The 21,585-nt window shown below is 62.6% G+C and carries 12 protein-coding genes; 2 read left to right on the plus strand and 10 right to left on the minus strand.

All coding sequences use genetic code 11. From position 1 onward, the window contains the following. Window positions 1-5 precede the first annotated feature (5 nt). The 7 genes from ccoO (HX830_RS24045) to HX830_RS24075 all read right to left on the minus strand — a co-directional run bounded on the left by ccoO (HX830_RS24045) (window position 6) and on the right by HX830_RS24075 (window position 13,868). The gene (ccoO, locus tag HX830_RS24045) at window positions 6-614 is read right to left on the minus strand and encodes a cytochrome-c oxidase, cbb3-type subunit II (RefSeq protein ID WP_103499335.1); all 609 of its coding nucleotides are present in this window, start codon (window positions 612-614) and stop codon (window positions 6-8) included. After that, on the minus strand, window positions 614-2,056 hold the full coding sequence (gene ccoN / locus HX830_RS24050) for a cytochrome-c oxidase, cbb3-type subunit I (RefSeq protein ID WP_177103017.1): 1,443 nt from the start codon (window positions 2,054-2,056) through the stop codon (window positions 614-616). Before ccoN (HX830_RS24050) ends, ccoO (HX830_RS24045) begins: the two co-directional genes overlap by 1 nt. 334 nt (window positions 2,057-2,390) lie before the next feature. Then, on the minus strand, window positions 2,391-3,329 hold the full coding sequence (gene ccoP, locus HX830_RS24055; protein ID WP_152737002.1) for a cytochrome-c oxidase, cbb3-type subunit III: 939 nt from the start codon (window positions 3,327-3,329) through the stop codon (window positions 2,391-2,393). After that, window positions 3,326-3,523 (minus strand): cbb3-type cytochrome oxidase subunit 3, encoded by a 198-nt coding sequence (locus HX830_RS24060; RefSeq protein ID WP_103499660.1) that lies wholly within the window; start codon window positions 3,521-3,523, stop codon window positions 3,326-3,328. The genes ccoP and HX830_RS24060 overlap by 4 nt, the downstream gene beginning before the upstream one ends. A gap of 3 nt (window positions 3,524-3,526) precedes the next feature. Next, the gene (gene ccoO / locus HX830_RS24065) at window positions 3,527-4,135 is read right to left on the minus strand and encodes a cytochrome-c oxidase, cbb3-type subunit II (protein ID WP_103499661.1); all 609 of its coding nucleotides are present in this window, start codon (window positions 4,133-4,135) and stop codon (window positions 3,527-3,529) included. A 10-nt stretch (window positions 4,136-4,145) separates the two neighbouring features. Then, complete coding sequence (ccoN, locus tag HX830_RS24070; RefSeq protein ID WP_152737001.1) at window positions 4,146-5,570, minus strand: cytochrome-c oxidase, cbb3-type subunit I; 1,425 nt, start codon at window positions 5,568-5,570, stop codon at window positions 4,146-4,148. A 297-nt stretch (window positions 5,571-5,867) separates the two neighbouring features. Then, the gene (locus tag HX830_RS24075) at window positions 5,868-13,868 is read right to left on the minus strand and encodes an Ig-like domain-containing protein (RefSeq protein WP_177103019.1); all 8,001 of its coding nucleotides are present in this window, start codon (window positions 13,866-13,868) and stop codon (window positions 5,868-5,870) included. Window positions 13,869-14,059: 191 nt separating this feature from the next. On the opposite strand from HX830_RS24075, the gene HX830_RS24080 reads away from it, so the two are divergent. Next, window positions 14,060-14,740: an alpha/beta family hydrolase gene (locus HX830_RS24080; RefSeq protein WP_247263293.1), complete on the plus strand. Its 681-nt coding sequence runs from the start codon at window positions 14,060-14,062 to the stop codon at window positions 14,738-14,740. A gap of 41 nt (window positions 14,741-14,781) precedes the next feature. Here HX830_RS24080 and HX830_RS24085 read toward each other — a convergent pair whose 3' ends face one another. The 3 genes from HX830_RS24085 to HX830_RS24095 all read right to left on the minus strand — a co-directional run bounded on the left by HX830_RS24085 (window position 14,782) and on the right by HX830_RS24095 (window position 18,916). After that, window positions 14,782-15,504 carry a hypothetical protein gene (locus HX830_RS24085; RefSeq protein ID WP_177103021.1) on the minus strand — a complete coding sequence of 241 codons (723 nt, stop codon included), beginning with the start codon at window positions 15,502-15,504 and terminating at the stop codon, window positions 14,782-14,784. Window positions 15,505-15,535: 31 nt separating this feature from the next. Further along, window positions 15,536-17,008 carry an addiction module component gene (locus tag HX830_RS24090; RefSeq protein ID WP_177103023.1) on the minus strand — a complete coding sequence of 491 codons (1,473 nt, stop codon included), beginning with the start codon at window positions 17,006-17,008 and terminating at the stop codon, window positions 15,536-15,538. Between the two features lie 117 nt (window positions 17,009-17,125). After that, window positions 17,126-18,916 carry a hypothetical protein gene (locus HX830_RS24095; RefSeq protein ID WP_256350605.1) on the minus strand — a complete coding sequence of 597 codons (1,791 nt, stop codon included), beginning with the start codon at window positions 18,914-18,916 and terminating at the stop codon, window positions 17,126-17,128. A 419-nt stretch (window positions 18,917-19,335) separates the two neighbouring features. Between HX830_RS24095 and HX830_RS24100 the strand changes: the two genes are divergently transcribed. Next, window positions 19,336-21,582, plus strand: coding sequence for an autotransporter outer membrane beta-barrel domain-containing protein (locus HX830_RS24100; protein ID WP_248767688.1), 2,247 nt, complete (start codon window positions 19,336-19,338; stop codon window positions 21,580-21,582). The last annotated feature ends 3 nt before the right edge of the window (window positions 21,583-21,585 follow it).

Consider the following 21,585-nt stretch of genomic DNA (forward strand, 5'->3'; position numbering starts at 1 on the left):
CCAGATCACCGTTTGCTTTTGATGATGGTGCCCAGGCCCTGCAGGTAGGCCACCAGCGCGTCCATTTCGGTCTTGCCCTTCACGGCATCCTTGGCCCCGGCGATGTCTTCGTCGGTGTAAGGCACGCCGAGGGTGCGCAGGACTTCCATTTTCTTCGCCGTGTCCTTGCCGTCGAGCCTGTTTTCCACCAGGAACGGATAAGCCGGCATTTTCGACTCGGGCACCACGTTGCGCGGGTTGTACAGGTGCGCGCGGTGCCAGTCATCGGAGTAACGCCCGCCGACCCGGGCCAGGTCCGGCCCGGTGCGCTTGGAACCCCAGAGGAACGGGTGGTCCCAGACGCTTTCACCGGCTACAGAATAGTGCCCGTAGCGTTCGGTCTCGGCGCGGAATGGGCGGATCATCTGCGAGTGGCAGCCGACACAACCGTTGGCGATAAAGATGTCACGGCCTTCCAGTTCCAGTGCCGGGCGTGGCTTCATGCCTTCGACCGGCTTGTTGGTGACGTCCTGGAAGAACAACGGGACGATCTGGGTCAGGCCGCCGATGCTCACGGCGATGACCATCAGGAAGGCCAGCAGGCCGATATTCTTCTCGACTACTTCGTGCTTCATCAGTGAGCTCCAACGACAGCGATCTGAGCGGCGGCTTCAGCTTCAGCCGGGTCCGAGGCGCGAACGGTACGGAACACGTTGTAGGCCATGAGCAGCATGCCGCTGGCGAAGAACGCACCGCCGATGGCGCGTACGATATAGCCGGGGTGGCTGGCCTGCAGGGCTTCGACGAACGAGTAGGTCAGGGTGCCGTCGTCGTTGATCGCGCGCCACATCAGGCCCTGGGTGATGCCGTTGACCCACATCGAGGCGATGTAGAGCACGGTGCCGATGGTGGCGAGCCAGAAGTGCGCGTTGATCAGGCCGACGCTGTGCATCTGCGGACGCCCGAAGATTTTCGGGATCATGTGGTACAGCGAGCCGATGGAGATCATCGCCACCCAACCCAGGGCCCCTGCGTGCACGTGACCGATGGTCCAGTCGGTGTAGTGGGACAGCGAGTTGACGGTCTTGATCGCCATCATCGGCCCTTCGAAGGTCGACATGCCGTAGAACGCCAGGGACACCACCAAAAAGCGCAGGATCGGGTCGGTGCGCAGCTTATGCCAGGCGCCCGAGAGGGTCATCATGCCGTTGATCATGCCGCCCCAGCTCGGTGCCAGGAGGATGATCGACATCGCCATGCCCAGGGACTGGGCCCAGTCCGGCAGGGCGGTGTAGTGCAGGTGGTGGGGACCGGCCCAGATATACAGGGTGATCAGCGCCCAGAAGTGCACGATGGACAGGCGATAGGAGTAGATCGGCCGCTCGGCCTGTTTCGGCACGAAGTAGTACATCATCCCGAGGAAGCCGGTGGTCAGGAAGAAGCCCACGGCGTTATGGCCGTACCACCACTGGATCATCGCATCGGTCGCCCCGGCATAGGCCGAGTAGGACTTGAAGAAGCTCACCGGCAGCGAGATGTGGTTAACGATGTGCAGCATCGCGGTGACGATGATGAAGGCACCGTAGAACCAGTTACCGACATAGATGTGCTTGGTCTTGCGCTTGATGATGGTGCCGAAGAACACCAGGGCGTAGACCACCCAGACAATCGCCAGGAGGATTGCCAGCGGCCATTCCAGTTCGGCGTATTCCTTGGTGGTGGTGTAACCCAGGGGCAGGGTGATCCCGGCACCGACGATCACCGCCTGCCAACCCCAGAAGTGGAAGGCCGCGAGGCCGTCGGAGATCAGTCGTACCTGGCAGGTTCGCTGCACGACATAGTAGGAGGTGGCAAACAACGCACAACCACCGAAGGCGAAGATCACCAGGTTGGTGTGCAGCGGGCGCAGGCGTCCAAAACTCGTCCAGGGCAGGCCGAAATTCAACTCCGGCCAGACCAGTTGCGAGGCGATGAAGACACCGAGCCCCATGCCAAGGATCCCCCAGACCACCGTCATGATGGCGAACTGGCGGACTACCTTATAGTTATAAGCAGTCGGACTGATTGCTGTGCTCATTCTAAGGTTCCACGGTTTAGGTATATTTATTAGGGGTGAAAATCGCCCGCAAGTATGGATAAAGCCCAGGGTCATTGCAACGCGGCATGACCTGGGTCAATACCGTGCGACGCTGATTCTGCGGCCTTTCCATGCTCGGTGTAAGGTCAAAACGCGCCCTCGAAAAGGCCGGAATCGTCCGGCAGGCGAGGGGATGCGGTTTGATCGAAGTGAGCAAAGCTTAGTACCGATTCCCGGGAGTGGGTAGGCGGACTAAAAGAGAGGTGCGACATTGGGTCGCGTACAGGCGGGGAACTGTCGCATCCTGATCGATGCGACAGGAAATATCCGGTGGTTATTGGGCTTTGTTTTCTCCTTGACCGCCATGGGAGAGGCTGAACACGTAAGCGGCCAGCAACTGCACCTTATCGTTGCCGAGCAGTTCGCTCTGGGCCGGCATCTGGCCCTGGCGGCCGTGACGGATGGTCTGCTGCAATTGCACCAGGCTGCTGCCGTAGATAAAGCCGGAAGGCTGGGTCAGGTCGGGGGCGCCCATGATCTGGCTGCCCTGGCCGGTGGCACCGTGGCAGGCGATGCAGGTGGTGCTGAAGGTTTGCCGGCCCGCCGCCAGGTCCGCCGTGGAATCCTGCGCCAGCGGTAGCTTGGCCAGGTCGTGACGGACATAGGCCGCGACGTTCTTCACCCCGTCCTCACCGAGGATTTCGCCCCAGGCCGGCATGGCCGCGATGCGTCCGCCCATGATGGTGGTCTTGATCGTGTCGGCACTGCCGCCCCAGCGCCAGATCTCGTCGGCGAGGTTGGGGAAACCGTAGGCGCCCTTGGCGTCCGAGCCATGGCACACCGCGCAGTTGGAGGCGAACAGGCGTCCGCCCATTTTCAGCGCTTGCGGGTCCTTGGCTACTTGTTCCACGGGCATGGCCGCGAATTTGGCGAAGATCGGTCCGAACTTGGCATCGGCCTTGTCCATTTCCTTTTCCCATTCGTGGACGCCGGTCCAGCCGTTCTCGTAGCCGGGCAGGATACCTTTCCAGTTGCCCAGGCCGGGGTAGAGGATCAGGTAGCCGACGGCAAACACCAGGGTCCCGGCGAACAGCATGAACCACCACTGCGGCAACGGGTTGTCGTACTCCTCGATGCCGTCGAAGCTGTGGCCCATGGTCTGGTCGACGCTGCCCTTGGTTTCACCCTTGCGTGTGCCGATCAGCAACCAGGTCAGGCCGATCAGGCTGCCGATGGTCAGTACGCAGATATACGCACTCCAGAAGGTGGTCATGGCCGGGTGCTCCTTGTTGCAGTGGGATCTTCAGGGGGGGCGGGAAGCGGCTCGTCATCGGCGAAGGGCAGCATGCAGGCTTCGGCGAACTCGGAAGTACGCTTGGCGTTGAACACCCAGAGGGCCAGGCCGATAAAGGCGATGAACACCACCAGGGTGCCGAGGCCGCGGATCATTCCGCTACTCATGTCCATGACTCACCTCTTGCTCTTGATCGAAGTGCCGAGCACTTGCAGGTAGGCGACCAGGGCGTCCATTTCGGTCTTGCCCTTCACGGACTCCCTGGCCCCGGCGATATCGTCGTCGGTGTAGGGCACGCCCAGGGTGCGCATCGCCCGCAGCTTGGTTTCGGTCAGGCTGTTGTCCAGCGGGTTGGCCACCAACCAGGGGTAGCCCGGCATTTTCGATTCCGGGACCACGTTGCGCGGGTTGTACAGGTGCGCGCGGTGCCAGTCTTCCGAGTAGCGTCCGCCGACCCGGGCCAGGTCCGGTCCGGTGCGCTTGGACCCCCAGAGGAACGGGTGGTCCCAGACGCTTTCACCGGCCACCGAGTAGTGCCCGTAGCGTTCGGTCTCGGCACGGAATGGGCGGATCATCTGCGAGTGACAGCCGACGCAGCCTTCGCGGATGTAGATATCGCGGCCTTCCAGTTGCAGTGCGGTGTAGGGCTTCATGCCTTCCACCGGTTTGTTGGTGACGTCCTGGAAAAACAGCGGAACGATCTGGGTCAGGCCGCCGATGCTCACGGCCAGCACCATCAGCAGCATCAGCAGGCCGACGTTCTTTTCAATCACTTCGTGTTTCATGACGAACTCCTCAGGCCATCTGCGCGGCGGCGATCACGGCGGCGGGTTGCGCGCCGCGCACGGTGCGCCAGGTGTTGTAGGCCATCAGCAACATGCCGCTGAAGAAGATTGCCCCGCCGATCAGCCGGACGACGTAGCCGGGGTGGCTGGCCACCAGGGTTTCGACGAAGGAGTAGGTCAGCGTGCCGTCATCGTTGACCGCGCGCCACATCAGGCCCTGGGCGATGCCGTTGACCCACATCGAGGCGATGTAGAGCACGGTGCCGATGGTAGCGAGCCAGAAGTGCGCGTTGATCAGGCCGATGCTGTGCATCTGCGGGCGGCCGAAGATTTTCGGGATCATGTGGTACAGCGCGCCGATGGAGATCATCGCCACCCAACCGAGGGCACCGGCGTGTACGTGGCCGATGGTCCAGTCGGTGTAGTGGGAGAGGGCGTTGACGGTCTTGATCGCCATCATCGGCCCTTCGAAGGTCGACATGCCGTAGAACGCCAGCGACACCACGAGGAAGCGCAGGATCGGGTCGCTGCGCAACTTATGCCAGGCCCCGGAGAGGGTCATCATGCCGTTGATCATGCCGCCCCAGCTCGGGGCCAGGAGGATCAGCGACATCACCATGCCCAGGGACTGGGCCCAGTCCGGCAGGGCGGTGTAGTGCAGGTGGTGGGGACCGGCCCAGATATACAGGGTGATCAGCGCCCAGAAGTGGACGATGGACAGGCGATAGGAATACACCGGGCGCTCGGCCTGTTTCGGCACGAAGTAGTACATCATCCCGAGGAAGCCGGCGGTCAGGAAGAAGCCCACTGCGTTGTGCCCGTACCACCACTGGACCATGGCATCGGTAGCGCCGGAGTAGATCGAGTAGGACTTGGTCAGGCTGACCGGCAGTTCCAGGTTGTTGACGATATGCAGGATCGCCACGGTGATGATGAAGGCACCGAAGAACCAGTTACCGACATAGATGTGCTTGGTGGTGCGCTTCACCAGCGTGCCGAAGAACACGATGGCGTAGGCGACCCAGACAATGGTGATCAGGATATCGATCGGCCATTCCAGTTCGGCGTATTCCTTGGAGCTGGTGTAGCCCAGCGGCAGGCTGATGGCCGCCAGGAGGATCACCAGTTGCCAACCCCAGAAAGTGAACGCCGCGATCTTCGGCGCAAACAGCTGGGTCTGGCAGGTGCGTTGCACCGAGTAGTAGGAACTGGCGAACAGTGCGCAGCCACCAAAGGCGAAGATCACCGCATTGGTGTGCAACGGGCGCAGGCGGCCGAAGCTGGTCCACGGCAGGTTGAAGTTGAGTTCGGGCCAGACCAATTGGGCCGCGAGGAAAACCCCGAGCCCCATGCCGACGATGCCCCACACCACCGTCATAATGGCGAATTGGCGGACCACCTTGTAGTTGTAGGCGGTACTGATTGAAGTGTTCATGGTTCCCCATCCACGGTTCAGACCCGGCCGGCGCTGTTGCATTCGCGGGATCTGGAGTTATAGGCAGACTAAAAGCCAGCCAAGCATGGGCAAATAGCCAGCGGGTGGTATTGACGAAGGTCAATGGGGCGGGTTGAGCAGGCGCGGGCCTGTGGGCACGCGGAGCTTGTGTGGGAGCGGAGCTTGCCCGCGAAGAGGCCCGCGAGACCGCCAAAAGCCTCGCGGCGCTGCGGCAATCCGACAGCACCGCTCCCACAGGGTATGCGTTCAAGCCTCGAGGCCGGCGCAGGTTTCGGTTCAGCTCAGGCCCAGGCCATAGGCATTGCTCAGGTCGAACAGAATCGACTCCTTGCCGCTGGGCAGGTGCAGCACGTAGTACTTGATCGGCGGTACCACGGTCGCGCGATCGGTGGACCAGGTCAGGCCGAAATCCCGTGAGCTCGTCGACTCCGTTTCCCGCAGGGTTTCCTCCAGCCATTCGCGCTGGGCGCCCAGGGGCCAGCGGTTGCCGTAGAGGCGATGGATTTCCTTCAACTCGGCGCGTGCCGGCAGGCGCCGATGCCCGGCGTTGGCCTTCGCCTGCATATTGGCAAAGGTGCCCAGTCCCAGCCCATGGCAGTGGATAACGCCGCTGACCGTCAGGTTGTAGCTTTTCATCTGTCCACCCTGATCGCGCACGGTGATGGTCGTGCTGCCGTTGCCGCGCACCGTGACCAGACCGGACGCGTCGACCACGGCAATCGCCGGATTGCCCGAGCTGTAGGTATAACCGGGCGTACCGCCACTGGCCTGGCGTCGGACCGAGGTGGTTGGGCCGAAGGCGGGCAACACCGTCGGATGGCTGGGGATCAGGTAGATCTTGCCGCTGAGCGTCACCGGACGCTGGTCGAACACCAGATCGGGACGCCCACTGCCCGACAGTCGTAACTTGACGGTGACCGCTTCCGAGCGTTCCGACAGGTTGCCCGCGCGGTCCTGGATCCGGTAGGACACCGGCCAATCGGCATCGGCCCCCAGTGAGAGGAGAAAGGCGCGGGGAAACTCGATGACGATGGTCTTGAGTTCCATGACCCGCATCCCCGGCCCCTCGATATTGCCCCAGAAGGTGCTCACCTGGTCGCCGACCGCGAAACCGTTGTAGCTGGCGATGGTCCCCGGCAGCACATTACCCAGTTGGCTCAGCTGTGCCGAGGTCAGGCCGTCGTGGACCTGGGGTGGAAAAGCCATGGCCGCGAGCAACGGCTGGCCGGGTTTTTCACGGTCGACCTCGATCAGGGTCGGGAACGAGTCCGTCCATTGCTGGCTGATGGTGTCGTATGCCCGGTATCTGAGTTCGTGGTTACCGTGGGTCAACGCCTCGACGGGAATGTCCAGGTTCAGGGTGTCCCCGGGATTATCGCCCGGACCGATGAACACCGGGCTGCCCAGCAATTCCGTGCCCCACAGCAACTGATAGGTCTCGTCGGAGGAAGGGTTGCTCCAGACCGGGAAGGTCACCCGGACGGGGGCCTCGAGGGCGCTGATCGGCAGCAGTCCCTGGCCGTCATCCAGGGCCGCCTCGACCCTCGGCCGCTCCAGTTCCCGGGCATTCTCGGGCAGGCCCCGGGCTTTTTTGCAGTCGAGGAGCAGCGCGGAGCCGATGCCCAGGCCGCTGGCTTCATAGAGCAGGCTCAGGCCGGGGGTGACCTTGATATAGGGGTGCTCCGGCTCGACCACGTCCAAGGTCATGTCGAGTACCGCGTGCACCAGTCCCAACGGGCTTTTGCTGGTCGATGACCAGGTTTTCGGTTTGAGCGGCGACTGCAACGGCCAGCGGTTGCCGTAGGCCGTGCGGATGCTGATCAGTTCGTCCAGCGACGGAATGCTCAGGCCTTTTTGCCGGGCCTTGTGCAGGGTCTCGTCGTTGCTGCCCTCGCCCAGGTTGTAGCACTGGACCACGCCGCTGACGCTGACTTCGTAGCTTTTGCGCTGCCCGGCGCTGTCGCTGACCCGGATCCGGGTCTGGCCATTGCCACGCACGCTGACCTTGCCGTTGCCGTCGACCACGGCGATCCGCGGGTTGTCGCTGCTGTAGTGATAGCCGGGCACGCCGCCGCTGGCCGTGCGCTGGCTCGTCGTGCCCGGGCCGAAGGCCGGCAGCACCTGTGGGTGGCAGGGAATCAGGTAGATCTTGCCGGGCAAGCTGACGGGGTGGGTGTCGAAGAGCAGTTCCGGCACCCGCTGTCTGGTCCGCACCACCAAGCGTAGCCGGGGGAAGGTCAGGGCGGTGGATTCGTCGGGGCTGCCGTCGAAGGTCACCTTGAAGGTGAAGGTCAGGCCGCTGAGGTCTTTCAATTGATCAAGCTCCCCCCGTGGCACGGGGTCGTCGAAGGCGTCGGCGATCGAGGGGATTTCCCGGGCCTCCCAAATCGCGAAGGAGTAAGGCCGGCCGTCGGCCCGGGTACCTTCGCCACGCAACCAGACCCGTTGCCCGAGCTGGATATGCGGCCATTTCAGGATCTCGATGCGGGCATCGCCGCTGAAGGTGTTGAGGTCGAGGACCTGATTGTCCGGTGCCTGATGAACGAAGGGCGTGGGCAGGTCATCCTGGGCGATGGGCAGGACGTCCAGCAGCAGTTTCTCCGATGGGGCGGGGATGCCGTCGCGGGTGACGGTATAGCCGACCTCCACGCGTTTGCCGATATTGGCGCTGACCGCCGTGACGGGCACGGCGAAGTCGACACTGCCGCCGGCACTGCCGGGCTTGGCATCGATAAGAGGGGTGCCGGCACCGGGCGTGCCCCGCCAGTAGGCCTGGATACTGTCGCGGGTCTCCATGACATAGCCGACTCGGATCGTCGCGCCCATCAGCGCCTGCAGCGGGAACAACAGCGTGTCGTGGGCCTCCAGCACCTTGGGCACCGGCAGATCCAGCGGGCTGGCGCTGACCGGCAACAGCAGGGCCTGGGACACGACGGGCTCCGGGGCGACGGTCTGGACTTCATAGCGCACCACCACGGAGCCCCCGGCCAGCACGCTGACCTGGTCGTCCGGAATGCTGAAGTCGATGTCCTGGTCGGTCCCGATTACCGCCTTGGCCTCCTGGTGCCGGGTTTCCATGCCGGTGGCGGTGGTGCCGAGCCAGATCAGGGTCACGCTCTGGCCCGGGGCGATAAACGAATAGGGCTCGACCCGGGCAATCACGCCGGTTTGCGTCGGGTCGAGCACATTGCCGTTGGCTTCGGCCACGGGCACCCGGGGCGGCTTGAGGGTCAGGGCGCGGCCGGTGATCTGCAATGGCAGGCTCCGGGAACGGCGCGCGGGCTGGTTGGGCGTCTCGACGTAGTAGTAGAACCGCGCCTGGCCCCGGATGATCAGGAGAAACTGCTCGTTCGGCACTTCGAAGGAGACGAAGGCATCGCTGTCGCTGCCGGGCAGCATCGCGCTGTACGCGGGCAGCGTCGCGCCGAGGGCGGTTTCCCGTTCGACCAGCAGGCGCAGGGTCTGGGCGCTGCTCATGCCTTCATACCGCAGCACCAGGGTCTGCACGTCGGCGCCATTGAGTGTGTCCAGGTTCAGTTGCATGCCCTGGGCACGGGGGACCACCGGCGGGCGCAGGTCCGGATCGCCGATGCCGACTTCGACCAGGGCCGGGCGTGACCAGCGCGACCAGTTGTTGACCCCATCGCGTATCTCGTAACGCACGATGATCGCGTCGGAGTTGCCGGCCTCGCGGATAATCTGCGGATCGATCGGCACCACCACTTCGTCGCTCGGGGCCAGCAAGGGTGGGTGCTGTACCAGGCGGCCATGCCAGGACACCACGATCGCATCTCCGGCGGCCATGTTCGCATAACGTTTGACCACCACGCTGACCCCCTCCGGGTCTTCGATCACCCCGGGCGGCAGGATCACCGGCAGTTCGAGCTTGTCGTTGACGGTGGGCGTCGCGGATTGGGTGTCGGGGTCGCCGGGGACGTCCAGCTTGATCCGTACCTGGGTTTCGGCGGTTTCCGGCGCGCCGCCGGGAAAGGGAGTGAGGACGTAGCGCACCGTCACGGCTTCCGCCGACATGATCCAGCGGGTCTCGACCCGCAGGGTCAGGTGGCTGGCGCCGGGTGTGCTGTCCTGGGTATGGCTGGCGACCGGATCGGGATGGCTGCCCCAATACAGGTCGATCCGATCCCTGGGTTTCAGCTCCAGCGGGGCGATCACCACGGGCAACGGCCGTTGCGGGTCGATCACATCGGTGGCGCCGATGCCGCCGAGATTAAAACTGTTGATCAGCGGCGGGACCAGCTCCCGCGTGGCGCGCGGGCGTCGATCGGTGCTGGCCGGCGGCGGGTTCCAGGTGGGGGAGATCGGGCCTGCCTTCTCCCAGAACGGGCTGGTCTCCAGCACACTCAATTTGCCCGCGCTGGCGACGGCGTTGATCAAGCGAACATGAGGCAGGGTGATGCTGTTGCCGCTGACCGGTTCGACCGGTATGCACAAATCCCGTTGTGCGCTGGAATCCCTCGGCTCGTACTTGAGCAAGGCGCCGTCCTGGCTGGAGTAGTAGATACCGTTGAGGAAGAGATTTTCCGCCAGCAGGGTCTTGGTGACGAAGCAGATATCCTCGACGCAGAAAAAGTCGGCGCAGGGTGTGTCGCCGGTCTGATAGCGGGCAGGGTCGAGGGGTTTGGCATAGTGAATACTGTCGAGCGGGGTTTTCCCCAGGGTCAATTCAAGACGCTGTTGCTCCAGTGCCTGTGTCTTCCGGTCGGCCAGGGTGCGGGTGACCTTGATCGCCTGGCCATCGACGAAAGGTTCGAGGGTGACATAACCGTCAGGGGCGGAGGTGCGATAGATCGCATCCGCCAGCAGTGCGCCTCGACCCTGGCCGATCTTGCCATGGGTATAACGCGCGGCATCGTCCGGGTGAGCGAAAAGCGGGCTGAGGGCATAACGTTCGATTGCGCCCGATGCGCCGTCGGACGGGTCCCAGGAGGCGCTGACCGGGCCTGTCTGGCGCCACAGCGTACCGGGCCGCAAGACACTCAATTTGCCGCTGGCGGCCACACGACGAACATAGTCACGACCGGACAGCGAGCCGTTCTCCAACTGGCCCTGGGTATCGATACCGTCGTTGTGAAAGAGACTGCCCCGCAGCACTTCGTCGGCATCGGGCACCAACGGTACCTGGTAGCTGAACAAGGCCCCGTCGGCGCTCGCCAGATACAGCCGGGTGGTGCTCTGGTGGCCTGGCACTATTGCCGTTTCGCGAGCGGTCTTGATGGCGTGGGCGAAATCGCGCACTGAGATAAAGTGTTGGTAGACCCTGTCGCTGGGCGGCGCCTCCCGCCGGGGTTCCGACACATAGAGGCCATCGAGGCGATAACCGGGGATCAGGCTGAGAACGGCGATATCCGGCGGGAGTATAAGCGTGCGATCGAAGTCACCGCTGATGTCGAGGGCGGGGGCGGTAGAGACGTATTCCTTCTCGGTTTTCTTGAAAATAAAGCCGAAGTTGCGCTGGGTTCTCGGATTGGTTTGCGCAAGGGCATGTCGCACGGCATCCGCGGCGCTCATGAATACCGGGCTGAACACAGGGGAATAGTTGGCAATCGCTGCCTGGTCCGTCTCGACCAGCACCCCGGCGGCGCTGTCGCGAATCGACAGCACTTTCCCGGGGCTGGTCCAGATATCGCGACCAGGGACCAGCACCCGCAGCTCGCCGGCCTTGACCAGATCACGAGCGAATGTCAGCACGGCGCCCTTGTCGGTCTCCAGGCCGCTCTTGAAGCGTTGTTCCGTGGGATTTTCCATCAGGTTCAGCGGGTCTGTCGGCGAGGGCGACAGCGTCTTGAACAGGTCGATTTCGCTCGGGGAGTGCTGGCTGGTGTAGCGGATCAACGAGCCGTCCTGGCCAGAGAAATAGCGCAATGGAATCGCGCGATCCTTGATGGCCCGATAGATATCCCAGGTCGGAAACAGGTTCAGGTACAGCTGGGCTTCCGTCGCCGCCAGCAGGAAATCCAGGTTGCCCAGGCGTGAGCTGTAGGTCCCGACAATCGTGTGATCTTCCAGGGGAAAGCCATTTCGGTGGGGGAATACCAGCGTGTGGTCGAAGATCTCGGTGGCTGAAACCAGCGGCGCGCTGGCGACAAACAGGCCGTCCGCGCGTTTCAGGATCACCCCGCCATGGACCTTGTCGTAGCGCCGGGGGATCTGCCCGTGGGCGTGGCGTGCCGCGTCGTCGGCGCTGGCGAAGAGCGGGCCGAGGACGCGCCGTTGCAACTGATGATAAGCGTGCCATTCACTGCTGACCCGACCGGCCGGTCCCCACAGTTCACTGGGCTGAAGCACGCTCAGTTCACCGCTGTCGGCCAGCGCGTGGATGAAATTCAGCGGGTCGAGGATGCCCTTGACCAGGCGTTCGCCGTAGCTCAGCAGGTTTTCGCTGCCGGCGAGCAGCGCTTGGTCGGCGTGGATATCCAGCGATCGGTATTTCAACTGCGCGCCATCGCGGGTGCTCAGGTACAAGGGCAGGATCGGCGAGTTCGGCTCCGGACGATAGGCTTTGATCTGTTTGAGCGCCGCCAGCAGCTCAGCGGGCAGAAAGAAGTTGCGGTATATCCAGACGTCCTTGCACGGCAGGCGTCGCGGATACAGCGCGGCGCTGTAGTAGAAGCCGGCCAGGCGACAGCCGGACGGCAATGTCGGAGAACCGTCGGCGCCGGTGGGCAAGCGTGGGTCCGCGGCAAACAGCGGTTCCTGGGCGCTCAGCGGTTCACTGGCGGCGTAGCGCTGGTGGCTGTCGCTGATAATCACGCCGATCCGCCGGTCGCGGTAATGACCATTGATGCGTTCGTTGGCGTACAGGGCCGCGGCATCCGCGCTGTCGAACAGTGGCCCGAAGGCCGGCAAGGCCGGAGTCGAGGCTTTCTGCGCTGGATAGGGTGCCCAATCGCGGGGCACCTGGCCGGGCGGGCCCCAGTAGGTATCGCCACGGACCACGTAGAGCGCGCCGGTTTTGGCCAGGGATTTGATGAACTCGCTGGGCAGCAACCGATTGAGGTCGCTGAGATCATTACCCGGTAGCAGGCGCGGGATCAATGCGTCCTCTTCAGCGGAGCCGCTGGGCATGTATTTGATGATGGTGGAGTCGGTCATCAGTGCATAAAACGCCCTGACCCCCTGTGGCCGGGCGAGAAGGGTGGTCAGGACCTCAGCCGGGGTGATGCTTTTCAGGCGCAGGCGGGTCTCCTGTTCGGAGAGTATCGAGGGCCTGTCGAGGGGCCCGTCGTTTTGCTCCTTGAGGGCCGACAGGCTTATGTTGGAACGGTAGACGGCATAGAGCCGGTGTCCGGGGGGGAAGCTGGCGATACCGGTTTCGGTGATCGGATACAGGGTATTGCGGTTGAAGCGGCGGTCGTTACCGGTGGTCGGCAGCGTGGCGACAAAGGTCGCGTCCTGGCGTTGGAAGATCAGCCCGCCGAACTCCTTGTCGCTGCCGCCCTGGATCAGCTGTTGGGCATGGCGGGCGGCGTCGTCCGCCGAGAGGAAGGTCGGGCCCAGTTCAGGCAGGACGGCGTCGGTGAAGGGGGCCCAATGGATCGGGTCGACCCGCCCCTGTCGGTTCCACAGGTAGCTGCCGTGCAACACCAGCAAGGAGCCGGCGGCGGCGATCGTGCGGACGAATTGGTGGGGCGGCAGTGCGCCGCTCAACAGTTGCTCGCGAGCGTGCCGGGCCCGTGCCTGCCAGTCCGCGCCTTCGGGCAGCAGTGCCTGCTCCAGTTCGCTGTCCCCTGGGTGGTAGGCCAGCAGCGCCCCGTCGGGGGTGCCGAAAAACAACGGCGGCGGATGCGCGCCAGGCGCGGGGGCACGGGAACGGCGTGCGTGATGGAGCCCGGCGAACAGGTCGTAGGGACTGAAAAAGTTTTCGTACAGCGAGCTTTCCCGGGGCGGCAGTTGTTCATGGGCGGTCTCGGCCTGGCAGTAGAGGCCGGCGAGGATAAAGCCTTCGGGCAACCGCAGCCGGCCCTGGGCGTCCCGACCGAAGAGCGCGTCCGGGTCGAAGGGCATCGGGGCGCCGTCCAGCGCTTGCGCAACGGTGAATTCCGCCTTCTGTGCCTGCTTGAGGATAAACGACGAGGGGCGCTTCAAACCTTTGAAAGCGGCCTGGCCGTGGGCATACTGGACGGCTTCGTCGAGGCTGGCGAAGGTGCGGCTGAGCAGCGGCGTGGCCGTCTTCTGACGCATCGGCGCGACCGCAAGGTCCGTTGGAAGGCGACTGGCGCCGGGTTGTTCGGCGTGGGTGAGGGCGTCTTGAGGCATGGCAATACTCGTCTGGAAATGGACCGGGGAGCGTCCCGTGTCGGCGCCGCCGGCCTTGCAGTGTCTGGGCTGGCAGATAAGGTGTTTTCATTTTCAGGAAAAGCGGCGCAGCGATGCGTTACATATCTAGGTTTCCGGCGCGGGCCCATTTGGGGGCCGTGATCGGTGCGGACAGTGAGATGAGAGGCGACATGTCGACCCTGCAAACAACCCATTCCCAGGCCACATGGGTCGTGGACTCGGGCTATCTGTACAACGCCGCCGGGGAGGCTGGCCCGCTCGCCACGCTGATCCTCGCCCACGGTGCCGGCGCGCCGATGGACAGTGACTTCATGGCCGCCATGGCCGATCGCCTGGCGACACAGGGCATTGCCGTGGTGCGTTTCGAGTTTCCCTATATGGCGCAACGGCGCCTGGATGGCGGCAAGCGTCCACCGAACCCACAGGCGCGCTTGCTGGAGTGTTGGCGCGAGGTGTACGAGGGCGTGCGGCGTCAGGTCCAGGGGCCGCTGTTCATTGGCGGCAAGTCCATGGGCGGACGCATGGCCAGCCTGCTGGCCGACGACCTTGGTGCGTCGGGACTGGTATGCCTGGGCTATCCGTTCTATGCGGCGGGCAAGCCGGAGAAACCACGGGTGGCGCATCTGGCGGATCTCGTCACGCCGACTCTGATCGTGCAGGGCGAACGCGATGCCCTGGGCAATCGGCAAACCGTGTCGGGTTATGAACTGTCGGCGCAAATCGAGCTGAGCTGGCTGGCAGCGGCCGATCACGATCTCAAGCCGCTGAAGGCCAGCGGTTTCACCCATGGGCAGCATCTGGACACGGCGGCGCGGCACATCCACGACTTTATCCTGAGTCAGGCGCTGTAAAGCGCCGGTTGCCTGGCCGGTGGCAACCGACGCGGGAGTGGTCAGCCCCCGAGACTGACCACCACCTCGGTGGCGGGTGAGCGTTTCGACCAGTTGCCGACCACATCATGGATCTCGTAGCGCACCGGCAGGCTACTGGAGTTGCCGACGCTTTCGACGATTTGCGCGGGGATCGGGACGACCACCTCTCGCTCCAGTTCCGCCGCGCCCAAGGCCGGGTGTTGGAGCGTCTGGTCGGCCCAGCTCACGCTGATCCGGTCGCCTTCGCTCATGTGCGGGTAAGGCGCGATTATCACCCGCACGCCTTGCGGATCGACGATTACCCCCGACGGTTGCACCTGGGGTGGACGCAGGGCTTCGTTTTCATAGGGCGTCGCCGGGTCGGTGTCGATGCCGCCGGGGGCTTCCAGCTTTACCCGGATGTGGCTGGCGTCGGAGTCCTCCGATGTGCCACCGGGAAATGGGCTGAAGCGATAGCTGACCGGCACCGGGTCCGGGGCGGACGCCAGGCTGCGGCTGTCGACGGACAGGGTCACGAAGTCGTTGGTGGGTGGCGCGTCGAGGGGATGATCGTAAGTGGCGGCCGGTTCCGCGGCCTCCGCCCAGTACAGATCGATATGATCCAGGGGCTTGAGGTTCAACGGCCCGACCAGCACGTTCAAGGGTTTCTCCGGGTTTTCGACATCGATGGCACCGACCCCGGCGGGATTGGCGCTGAGGATCAGCGGTTTATCCAGGTTTCGCTGATGGATGTGCTTGGACATGATAAAGGCTCCATGGGCAAAAGAGATCAGGTCACTGGCTGAAGGCGGACGGGCATCGACCAGCCACGCGCATGTCCAGATAGGCGCTCCGGCGTTTCGAGCGGCCGGTTCCGGTGACGCTGTCGACGTGGAACGAGGCCTCGGCATGACCGTAGCAAGTGGCATCCAGCACCGTTCTTGGGACGCGCAGGTCATAGCCGTCGCGGACCTGTTCCTCGGTCAATGGCGCGGAGGTGTGCGGCCACTGGTTTGTTGGATTACCGCCAATCAGCTGGTCGAAACCTTCGTAAAGGAAGTGGATGACATCGCCTGCCTTGATATTGAAGTAGGGGACGATATGCACCGGTGCGCCGTCCTGGCCGTTGGCCGTGTTGATCGCGCCGTTTTCGTTCAGCTCGGTGAATAGCGGGGCGTCGGGCCCTTCGGGTCCGCCGGGCAGTTCATCGCGGGAGCGGACGATGATGCTTTGCTCCGGCGATCTTGAAGTGTTCGGATTGCCGGCCTGGGTCACGCTGTACCACACGCGGATATCGCTGCCGGTGCCCAGCGGCCTGAAGCGGCTGTTGAGGACCGGCAGGTGCAGGTCGCGGGCGGCGGCGACATCGCCCTCGGTGATGGCATAGGGCGGGTCGAACATCGGTTGTCCGGCCCAGAGCAACTGGATGTCTTGCCCTTCGCGCAAACCGGGATTCCAGGTAATGACGGCACGCGCATCCCGCTCAAAATCATTTTCGTCGATCAGGTTATCCACAGCTTCGGGCGAGGCGCCGCGAATGGTGGGGCGTTGCAGGTCGCCTGGCAGCGGAAGCCCGTTGAGCAACAGCAACACATCGATGGCGGTCGAGTCCTGGGAGCTGTTTCCGGCGCGGTCCGTGACCGTATAGAACACCGGGCCGTTGAAGTCGTCCAGGGACTCGAGAAAGGCGCGGGGGTACTCGATGATGACTTTTCGCGGTTCCTCCATGTCATCTTCCTCGACCTTGCCGCCGGGACCTTCGGTGGCTCCCCAGAAGGTTCTGATCCGGTCGCCGATGGCGAAGCCGCTGTAGCCGTGGATAGTGCCTGGCAGCACATCGCCCAGTTGTGTCAGTTCTTCCGAGGTGAGGCCGTCGCTGACAGCCGGGGGGAAGTCGAGGGGCGCGAGGGTAGTGGGATAGCCGGGGGCGGTGGTGTCGATTTCGACGGGGGAGGGGAAGGAGTCGGTGAATTCTTCGCTGAAAGTATCGGTGACACGATAGGCCAGTTGATACTTGCCCTCGATCAGCTGGTCGAGGGGAACATAAAGTTCCAGGGTGTCGCCGGGCTGGTCCTCGGGTTTGATAAATTCGCTATTGCCGATAGGCACTTCGTTCCAGAGCAACTGGTAAGTTTCGCTGGTCGAGGGATTGTCCCAGACTTTGAATGTCACCAGGACCGGGGCATTCAGTGCGCTGATGGGCAGCAAACCATCTTCGAAGGCATCGGGAACATGGGGCTGGTCGAAAACAGGTACTTTAAGTGTCATATTGATTTCCTTGTTTGAATACGGCCTTCAAGAGAAGGCCGCAGACACACTGAGGCACTTGATAAGTCTTGGCTTATAAAGGGCTTTTAGGTTTTCAGGGGATATTAAGTTGGCGCGTTAACTGCAACCGACACCGGGTTTGTTCATACTGACCGGGGCCGAGCCCATCAACGAGTTGGCCGGTTCCTGATTATGTTCAGGGCGCGGTTCAACCCGATAAGTAACCTCCGCATAACCTTTGCAAATGCTGATCAACTTGGGGAGCGGGATCAGAAAAGTCAGGCCCGTGTCGATATTGGTCGGGTTGATCGTATCGGTCTTTTCATAGAGCGCGTCCGGGATCGGCGTTCCGTCCAGTTCAAACCCTTTGAACGTCAGGGCAATGTCGTGGTAGAGGCGGATATTGTCATAAGGCCTGACCAGTACCGGCGTGCCGTCCGGACTCAGGCTCGGAATGACATGGCCGGCGTCGGACAGCCGGGTGAACACCGGCTCCAGTAATCCGAGCTCGCCACCGGGTTGTTCCATTTTCGAACGCACCACCACCGGTTGGCTCGGCGCCAGTGCCGGGTTGGGGTTGGTGTCGCGGGTGATGGTGTAGGTCACCGGGATGGCGGCACCGGTCCCCTCGGTTTTGATGACCTGGTTGCTCACCGGAATGTCGATATCGACACCGGCATTGAAGTCCGCCTGGGTGATCCGATACCACTGATCCACCACCTGCTGGCCCCAGTGCAAGTTGACGTAGTCGTCGACGCGCAGGCCGTTGACCCAACGGAAGATGGCCCGCCCATCCAGCTCATAGTCGTCCGGGTCGATGAAGTTGTCTTCGCGGTTGGGATTGCCGCTGGTGCCCTGGATCGTCAGTGGCTGCAGGCGTTCCTCCGGAACGGGCAGGGTCAGGTAGACCGCCACGGGCTGCACCAGCGAGGACCCGACCAGTTGGCCGTTGCGGCGTACTTCATAGTGGACATTGACCGTCGCCTCGGGGAAGCGATTGATAATGTCGAATTGCAGGACCGGCGAAAGAACCGGATCGTTGTCTTCCTCGCCGTCCTGGACCGGAATGGCCGGCAACGGGTTGTTGTCGCCCCAGTAGAGCGTCACCAGGTCCTCGGCCTGGGCACCCAGGTAATGTGGAATATCGACGGTGACACCGGTGATCGCATCGTTGTAGTCGATCAGCCCGCCTTGTGCGGGGCTGGCCTGTTCGACGATCGGCCGTGGCAGATCGTCCGGGATCTCGGCCAGCAGCAGGCGGATCTGCCGCGCCAGGGAGCGCGGCGAGACGTTGCCGGCACGGTCGGTGACGATATAGGTGACATCCGACAGGACGTTGCCGACCTGGGACTCGACGTCTTCAAGGAAGGCGCGGGTGAAGGACAGGGGGACTTCCTCCAGTTCGACATCGTTCATCTGCACCGTGGCCGTGGGGCCTGGGATGTTGCCCCAGAACGTCTCGATGAAGTCACCCTCGGCCATGGTGCTGTAGCTGGTCACCATGACATCGAGGCTATTGCCCAGTGCGGTCAACTCCGCCGAAGTCAGGCCATCATCGACCTCCCGGGGGAAGGCCATCGGGCCATGGCTCGGCAGGCCGGGACGGGTGGTGTCGACCTCGATCAGGGTCTCGAACGAGTCGGTTTCCTCTTTGCTGATTTTGTCGTAGACCTGATATTTGAGCTTATATTTCTTATCGGTTGGATTGACCGGGTCATTCTTCTCAACCAGCAGTTCCACGGGAATATCCAGGCTCAGGTATTCCTCCGGGTTTGCCAGGTCTTCATCGAGGACATCGGTGCGGGTACCAATGGCATCGCCCTCCCAGAACAATTGATAGGTCTGGTCGGTCGTGGCGTCGTCCCATAATCTGAAGGTGACGGGAAGTGGTGCATTAAGTGCACTCAAGGGCAATAAGCCGTCTGGAAAGGCACTTGCTACATCGGGTTTATCCAGCTCTTTGTGGTTGGCTCGGGTGTAACTGTTTTGAGTAAGAATAAGGCGCTTCTTGTTTGTGCACATATTTCTGTTCCTGATTGGAAATGGATGAAGATAAGGCGACTGACGGTGTCAGATATTGATAAGTCAGGAATGCGTTACTTCAGGTTTTATCGATAGGTGTTTTCCTATCTGGGGCTCACGTAATAGATATGTGAAAAGAGTGTCAAGCGCTTTTTAGATGTTGAGATGCTCGAAAGCATGATTTTCTTGTAGGAATGTATCTTGTGTTATTTGGGAGGTGTCCTACTTTTTTGACGGCCTTTTTTAATATTAAATCGGGGTCGAGCCTTATCAAACTATTACTTCTGTTTGGTGGAGAAGAAGTAATGTTACGCACGACTTATCGATTGGCCCCGTATAAAGGCCTCGGGAAAATCGCCTGCCTCATGGGGGCCGTATTGGGTTCCCCGGTGAGTCTGGCGCAAGACGCTCCGGACAATGAGCCCCAGGGGATAGTGGACAATCGCCGGGAGACGGTCACGGCCGGGAGCGAGGCCACGTCATGGCAAGTGATCAATGGCGGCATATTGGATATTGTCGACGGCGGTGCCGCGACCAGCGTCAGGGCTGACGGATCGACCTCCCAGGTGAGGGTCAATGGCGGTACGGTCACCGGAGGTATCCACTTGGGGGGCGCCAGGGCTACCCTCAATGAGGCGCAGGTGCGCAACGATACCGGCACTGCACTCGAACTGAGTACCTTGACGTCGGCGGGTACGACAACCGCCTCCAGGGCGACTATCCAGGACAGTACGTTGTCCGGAGCTGGAATCGGAATTGCGGTGGCGGCGCTGGGACAACTGAGCCTCGACAATACCCGGGTGTTCGGCGGCGACTTCGGCGGGGTGGGGGGCGTCGGGATAAAATTGCTCGGCGCAACGCTGACCATGACCAACAACAGTCATGTGCAAGGCGATTCGATCGGCTTGCAGCTCGATGGCCGGACCGCCGCGCCGGGCGGGCCGATCATTCCCCGGGAAGCCGACATCGTGGTCGATAACTCGATCATCGAAGGTCTCTCTGGCCCGGCTATCTCGGCGGTGGAAGGCACGATTGCGAAAATCACCGTGCAGAACGACGCGCACCTGCTGTCCGGCAACGGCATCTTGCTGGACGTCGCGGGCGCCAGTAACGTCGGTTTCACCGCCGACAGCAGCCTGCTGCGCGGCGACCTGGTGGCCGACGACAGCAGCACCCTGGATGTCACCCTGCAAAACGGCGCGCAACTGTTCGGTAACCTGATCAACACCAACAGCGTGGCGATCAACAGTCGAGCGAACTGGACGCTGACCGGCGACGCCGAGGTCAAGTCGCTGTCCATGGACGGCGGCAACGTGACCCTGGGCTCGGCCGAGCAGTTCTACACCCTGTCGCTGGGGGAGCTGTCCGGTACCGGCATGTTCAATATGCACGTCAACCTGATGGACAACACCGGCGACAAACTGGATATCAACGGCGAGGCCCACGGCAACTTCCTGCTGAATGTCCAGAACACCGGGCTCGAACCCAACTCCCCGGAGATCACACCCTTGCACGTGGTGCACACCGAAGGCGGCGATGCGCTGTTCGAAGCGGTCGGCGGCAGCATTGACCTGGGTGTCTACTCCTATCAGTTGGAGAAGCAGGGCGATGACTGGTTTATCGTCGGCTCCGGCAAGACCATCAGCCCCTCGACCGAGGCCTCGCTGGCGCTGTTCAACGTCGGGCCGACCATCTGGTATGGCGAGCTGCCGACTTTGCGCAGCCGCATGGGGGAAATTCGCACCAGTGGCGAGGGCGGTGGCTGGATTCGTAGTTACGGCAGCCAGCACAACATCACCGCTGAGGCGGGGCTCGGCTACAAGCAACGCCAGAAAGGCTTGTCATTCGGCGCCGATCTGCCCGTGCCGGTCAGGGACGGGCAGTTGCTGGTCGGGGTCATGGCCGGCCACAGTCGTTCCGACCTGAGCCTCAATCGTGGCACCTCCGCCACGGTCGACAGCTACTCCCTCGGTGCCTACGGCACCTGGCTGCGGGACGACGGCTACTACCTCGACGGCGTGCTCAAGCTGAACCGTTTCGATAACCAGGCCGATGTCAGGATGACCAACGGCACCAAGGCCAAGGGTGACTACGACAACTTCGCCTATGGCGCTTCGCTGGAGTTAGGCAAACACATCAAGCTGCGTGACGATGTCTTTGTCGAGCCTTACGCCCAGTTGTCCTCGGTCCTGGTCAAGGGCGGCAGCTACCAATTGGACAATGGGCTGCGAGCGGAGAACGACCGTACCGTCTCCGTGCTTGGCAAGGCCGGCGCGACCCTGGGGCGTAACCTTGAACTGCGCGACGGCGGTCTGTTGCAGCCGTATCTGCGGGTGGCCATGGCCCATGAGTTTTCCCGCAACGACAATACGGTGAAGGTCAATGACACGGCCTTCGACAACAGCCTGTTCGGCACCCGTGGCGAATTGGGTGTGGGGGTTTCCGCCGCGCTGTCGACGGACCTGCAACTGCATGCCGATTTCGATTACATGAAGGGCGAGCACATCGAGCAGCCCTGGGGTGTCAATCTCGGCCTGCGCTACGCGTTCTGATCG

The sequence above is a fragment of the Pseudomonas gingeri genome (assembly GCF_013385425.1).
Classification (GTDB): domain Bacteria; phylum Pseudomonadota; class Gammaproteobacteria; order Pseudomonadales; family Pseudomonadaceae; genus Aquipseudomonas; species Aquipseudomonas gingeri_D.

What these genes read in the sequence shown, in the direction of transcription:
- ccoO (WP_103499335.1), bottom strand. Translation starts at nt 614, where the DNA reads ATGAAGCACGAAGTAGTCGAGAAGAATATCGGCCTGCTGGCCTTCCTG.
- ccoN (WP_177103017.1), bottom strand. Translation starts at nt 2,056, where the DNA reads ATGAGCACAGCAATCAGTCCGACTGCTTATAACTATAAGGTAGTCCGC.
- ccoP (WP_152737002.1), bottom strand. Translation starts at nt 3,329, where the DNA reads ATGACCACCTTCTGGAGTGCGTATATCTGCGTACTGACCATCGGCAGC.
- HX830_RS24060 (WP_103499660.1), bottom strand. Translation starts at nt 3,523, where the DNA reads ATGGACATGAGTAGCGGAATGATCCGCGGCCTCGGCACCCTGGTGGTG.
- ccoO (WP_103499661.1), bottom strand. Translation starts at nt 4,135, where the DNA reads ATGAAACACGAAGTGATTGAAAAGAACGTCGGCCTGCTGATGCTGCTG.
- ccoN (WP_152737001.1), bottom strand. Translation starts at nt 5,570, where the DNA reads ATGAACACTTCAATCAGTACCGCCTACAACTACAAGGTGGTCCGCCAA.
- HX830_RS24075 (WP_177103019.1), bottom strand. Translation starts at nt 13,868, where the DNA reads ATGCCTCAAGACGCCCTCACCCACGCCGAACAACCCGGCGCCAGTCGC.
- HX830_RS24080 (WP_247263293.1), top strand. Translation starts at nt 14,060, where the DNA reads ATGTCGACCCTGCAAACAACCCATTCCCAGGCCACATGGGTCGTGGAC.
- HX830_RS24085 (WP_177103021.1), bottom strand. Translation starts at nt 15,504, where the DNA reads ATGTCCAAGCACATCCATCAGCGAAACCTGGATAAACCGCTGATCCTC.
- HX830_RS24090 (WP_177103023.1), bottom strand. Translation starts at nt 17,008, where the DNA reads ATGACACTTAAAGTACCTGTTTTCGACCAGCCCCATGTTCCCGATGCC.
- HX830_RS24100 (WP_248767688.1), top strand. Translation starts at nt 19,336, where the DNA reads ATGTTACGCACGACTTATCGATTGGCCCCGTATAAAGGCCTCGGGAAA.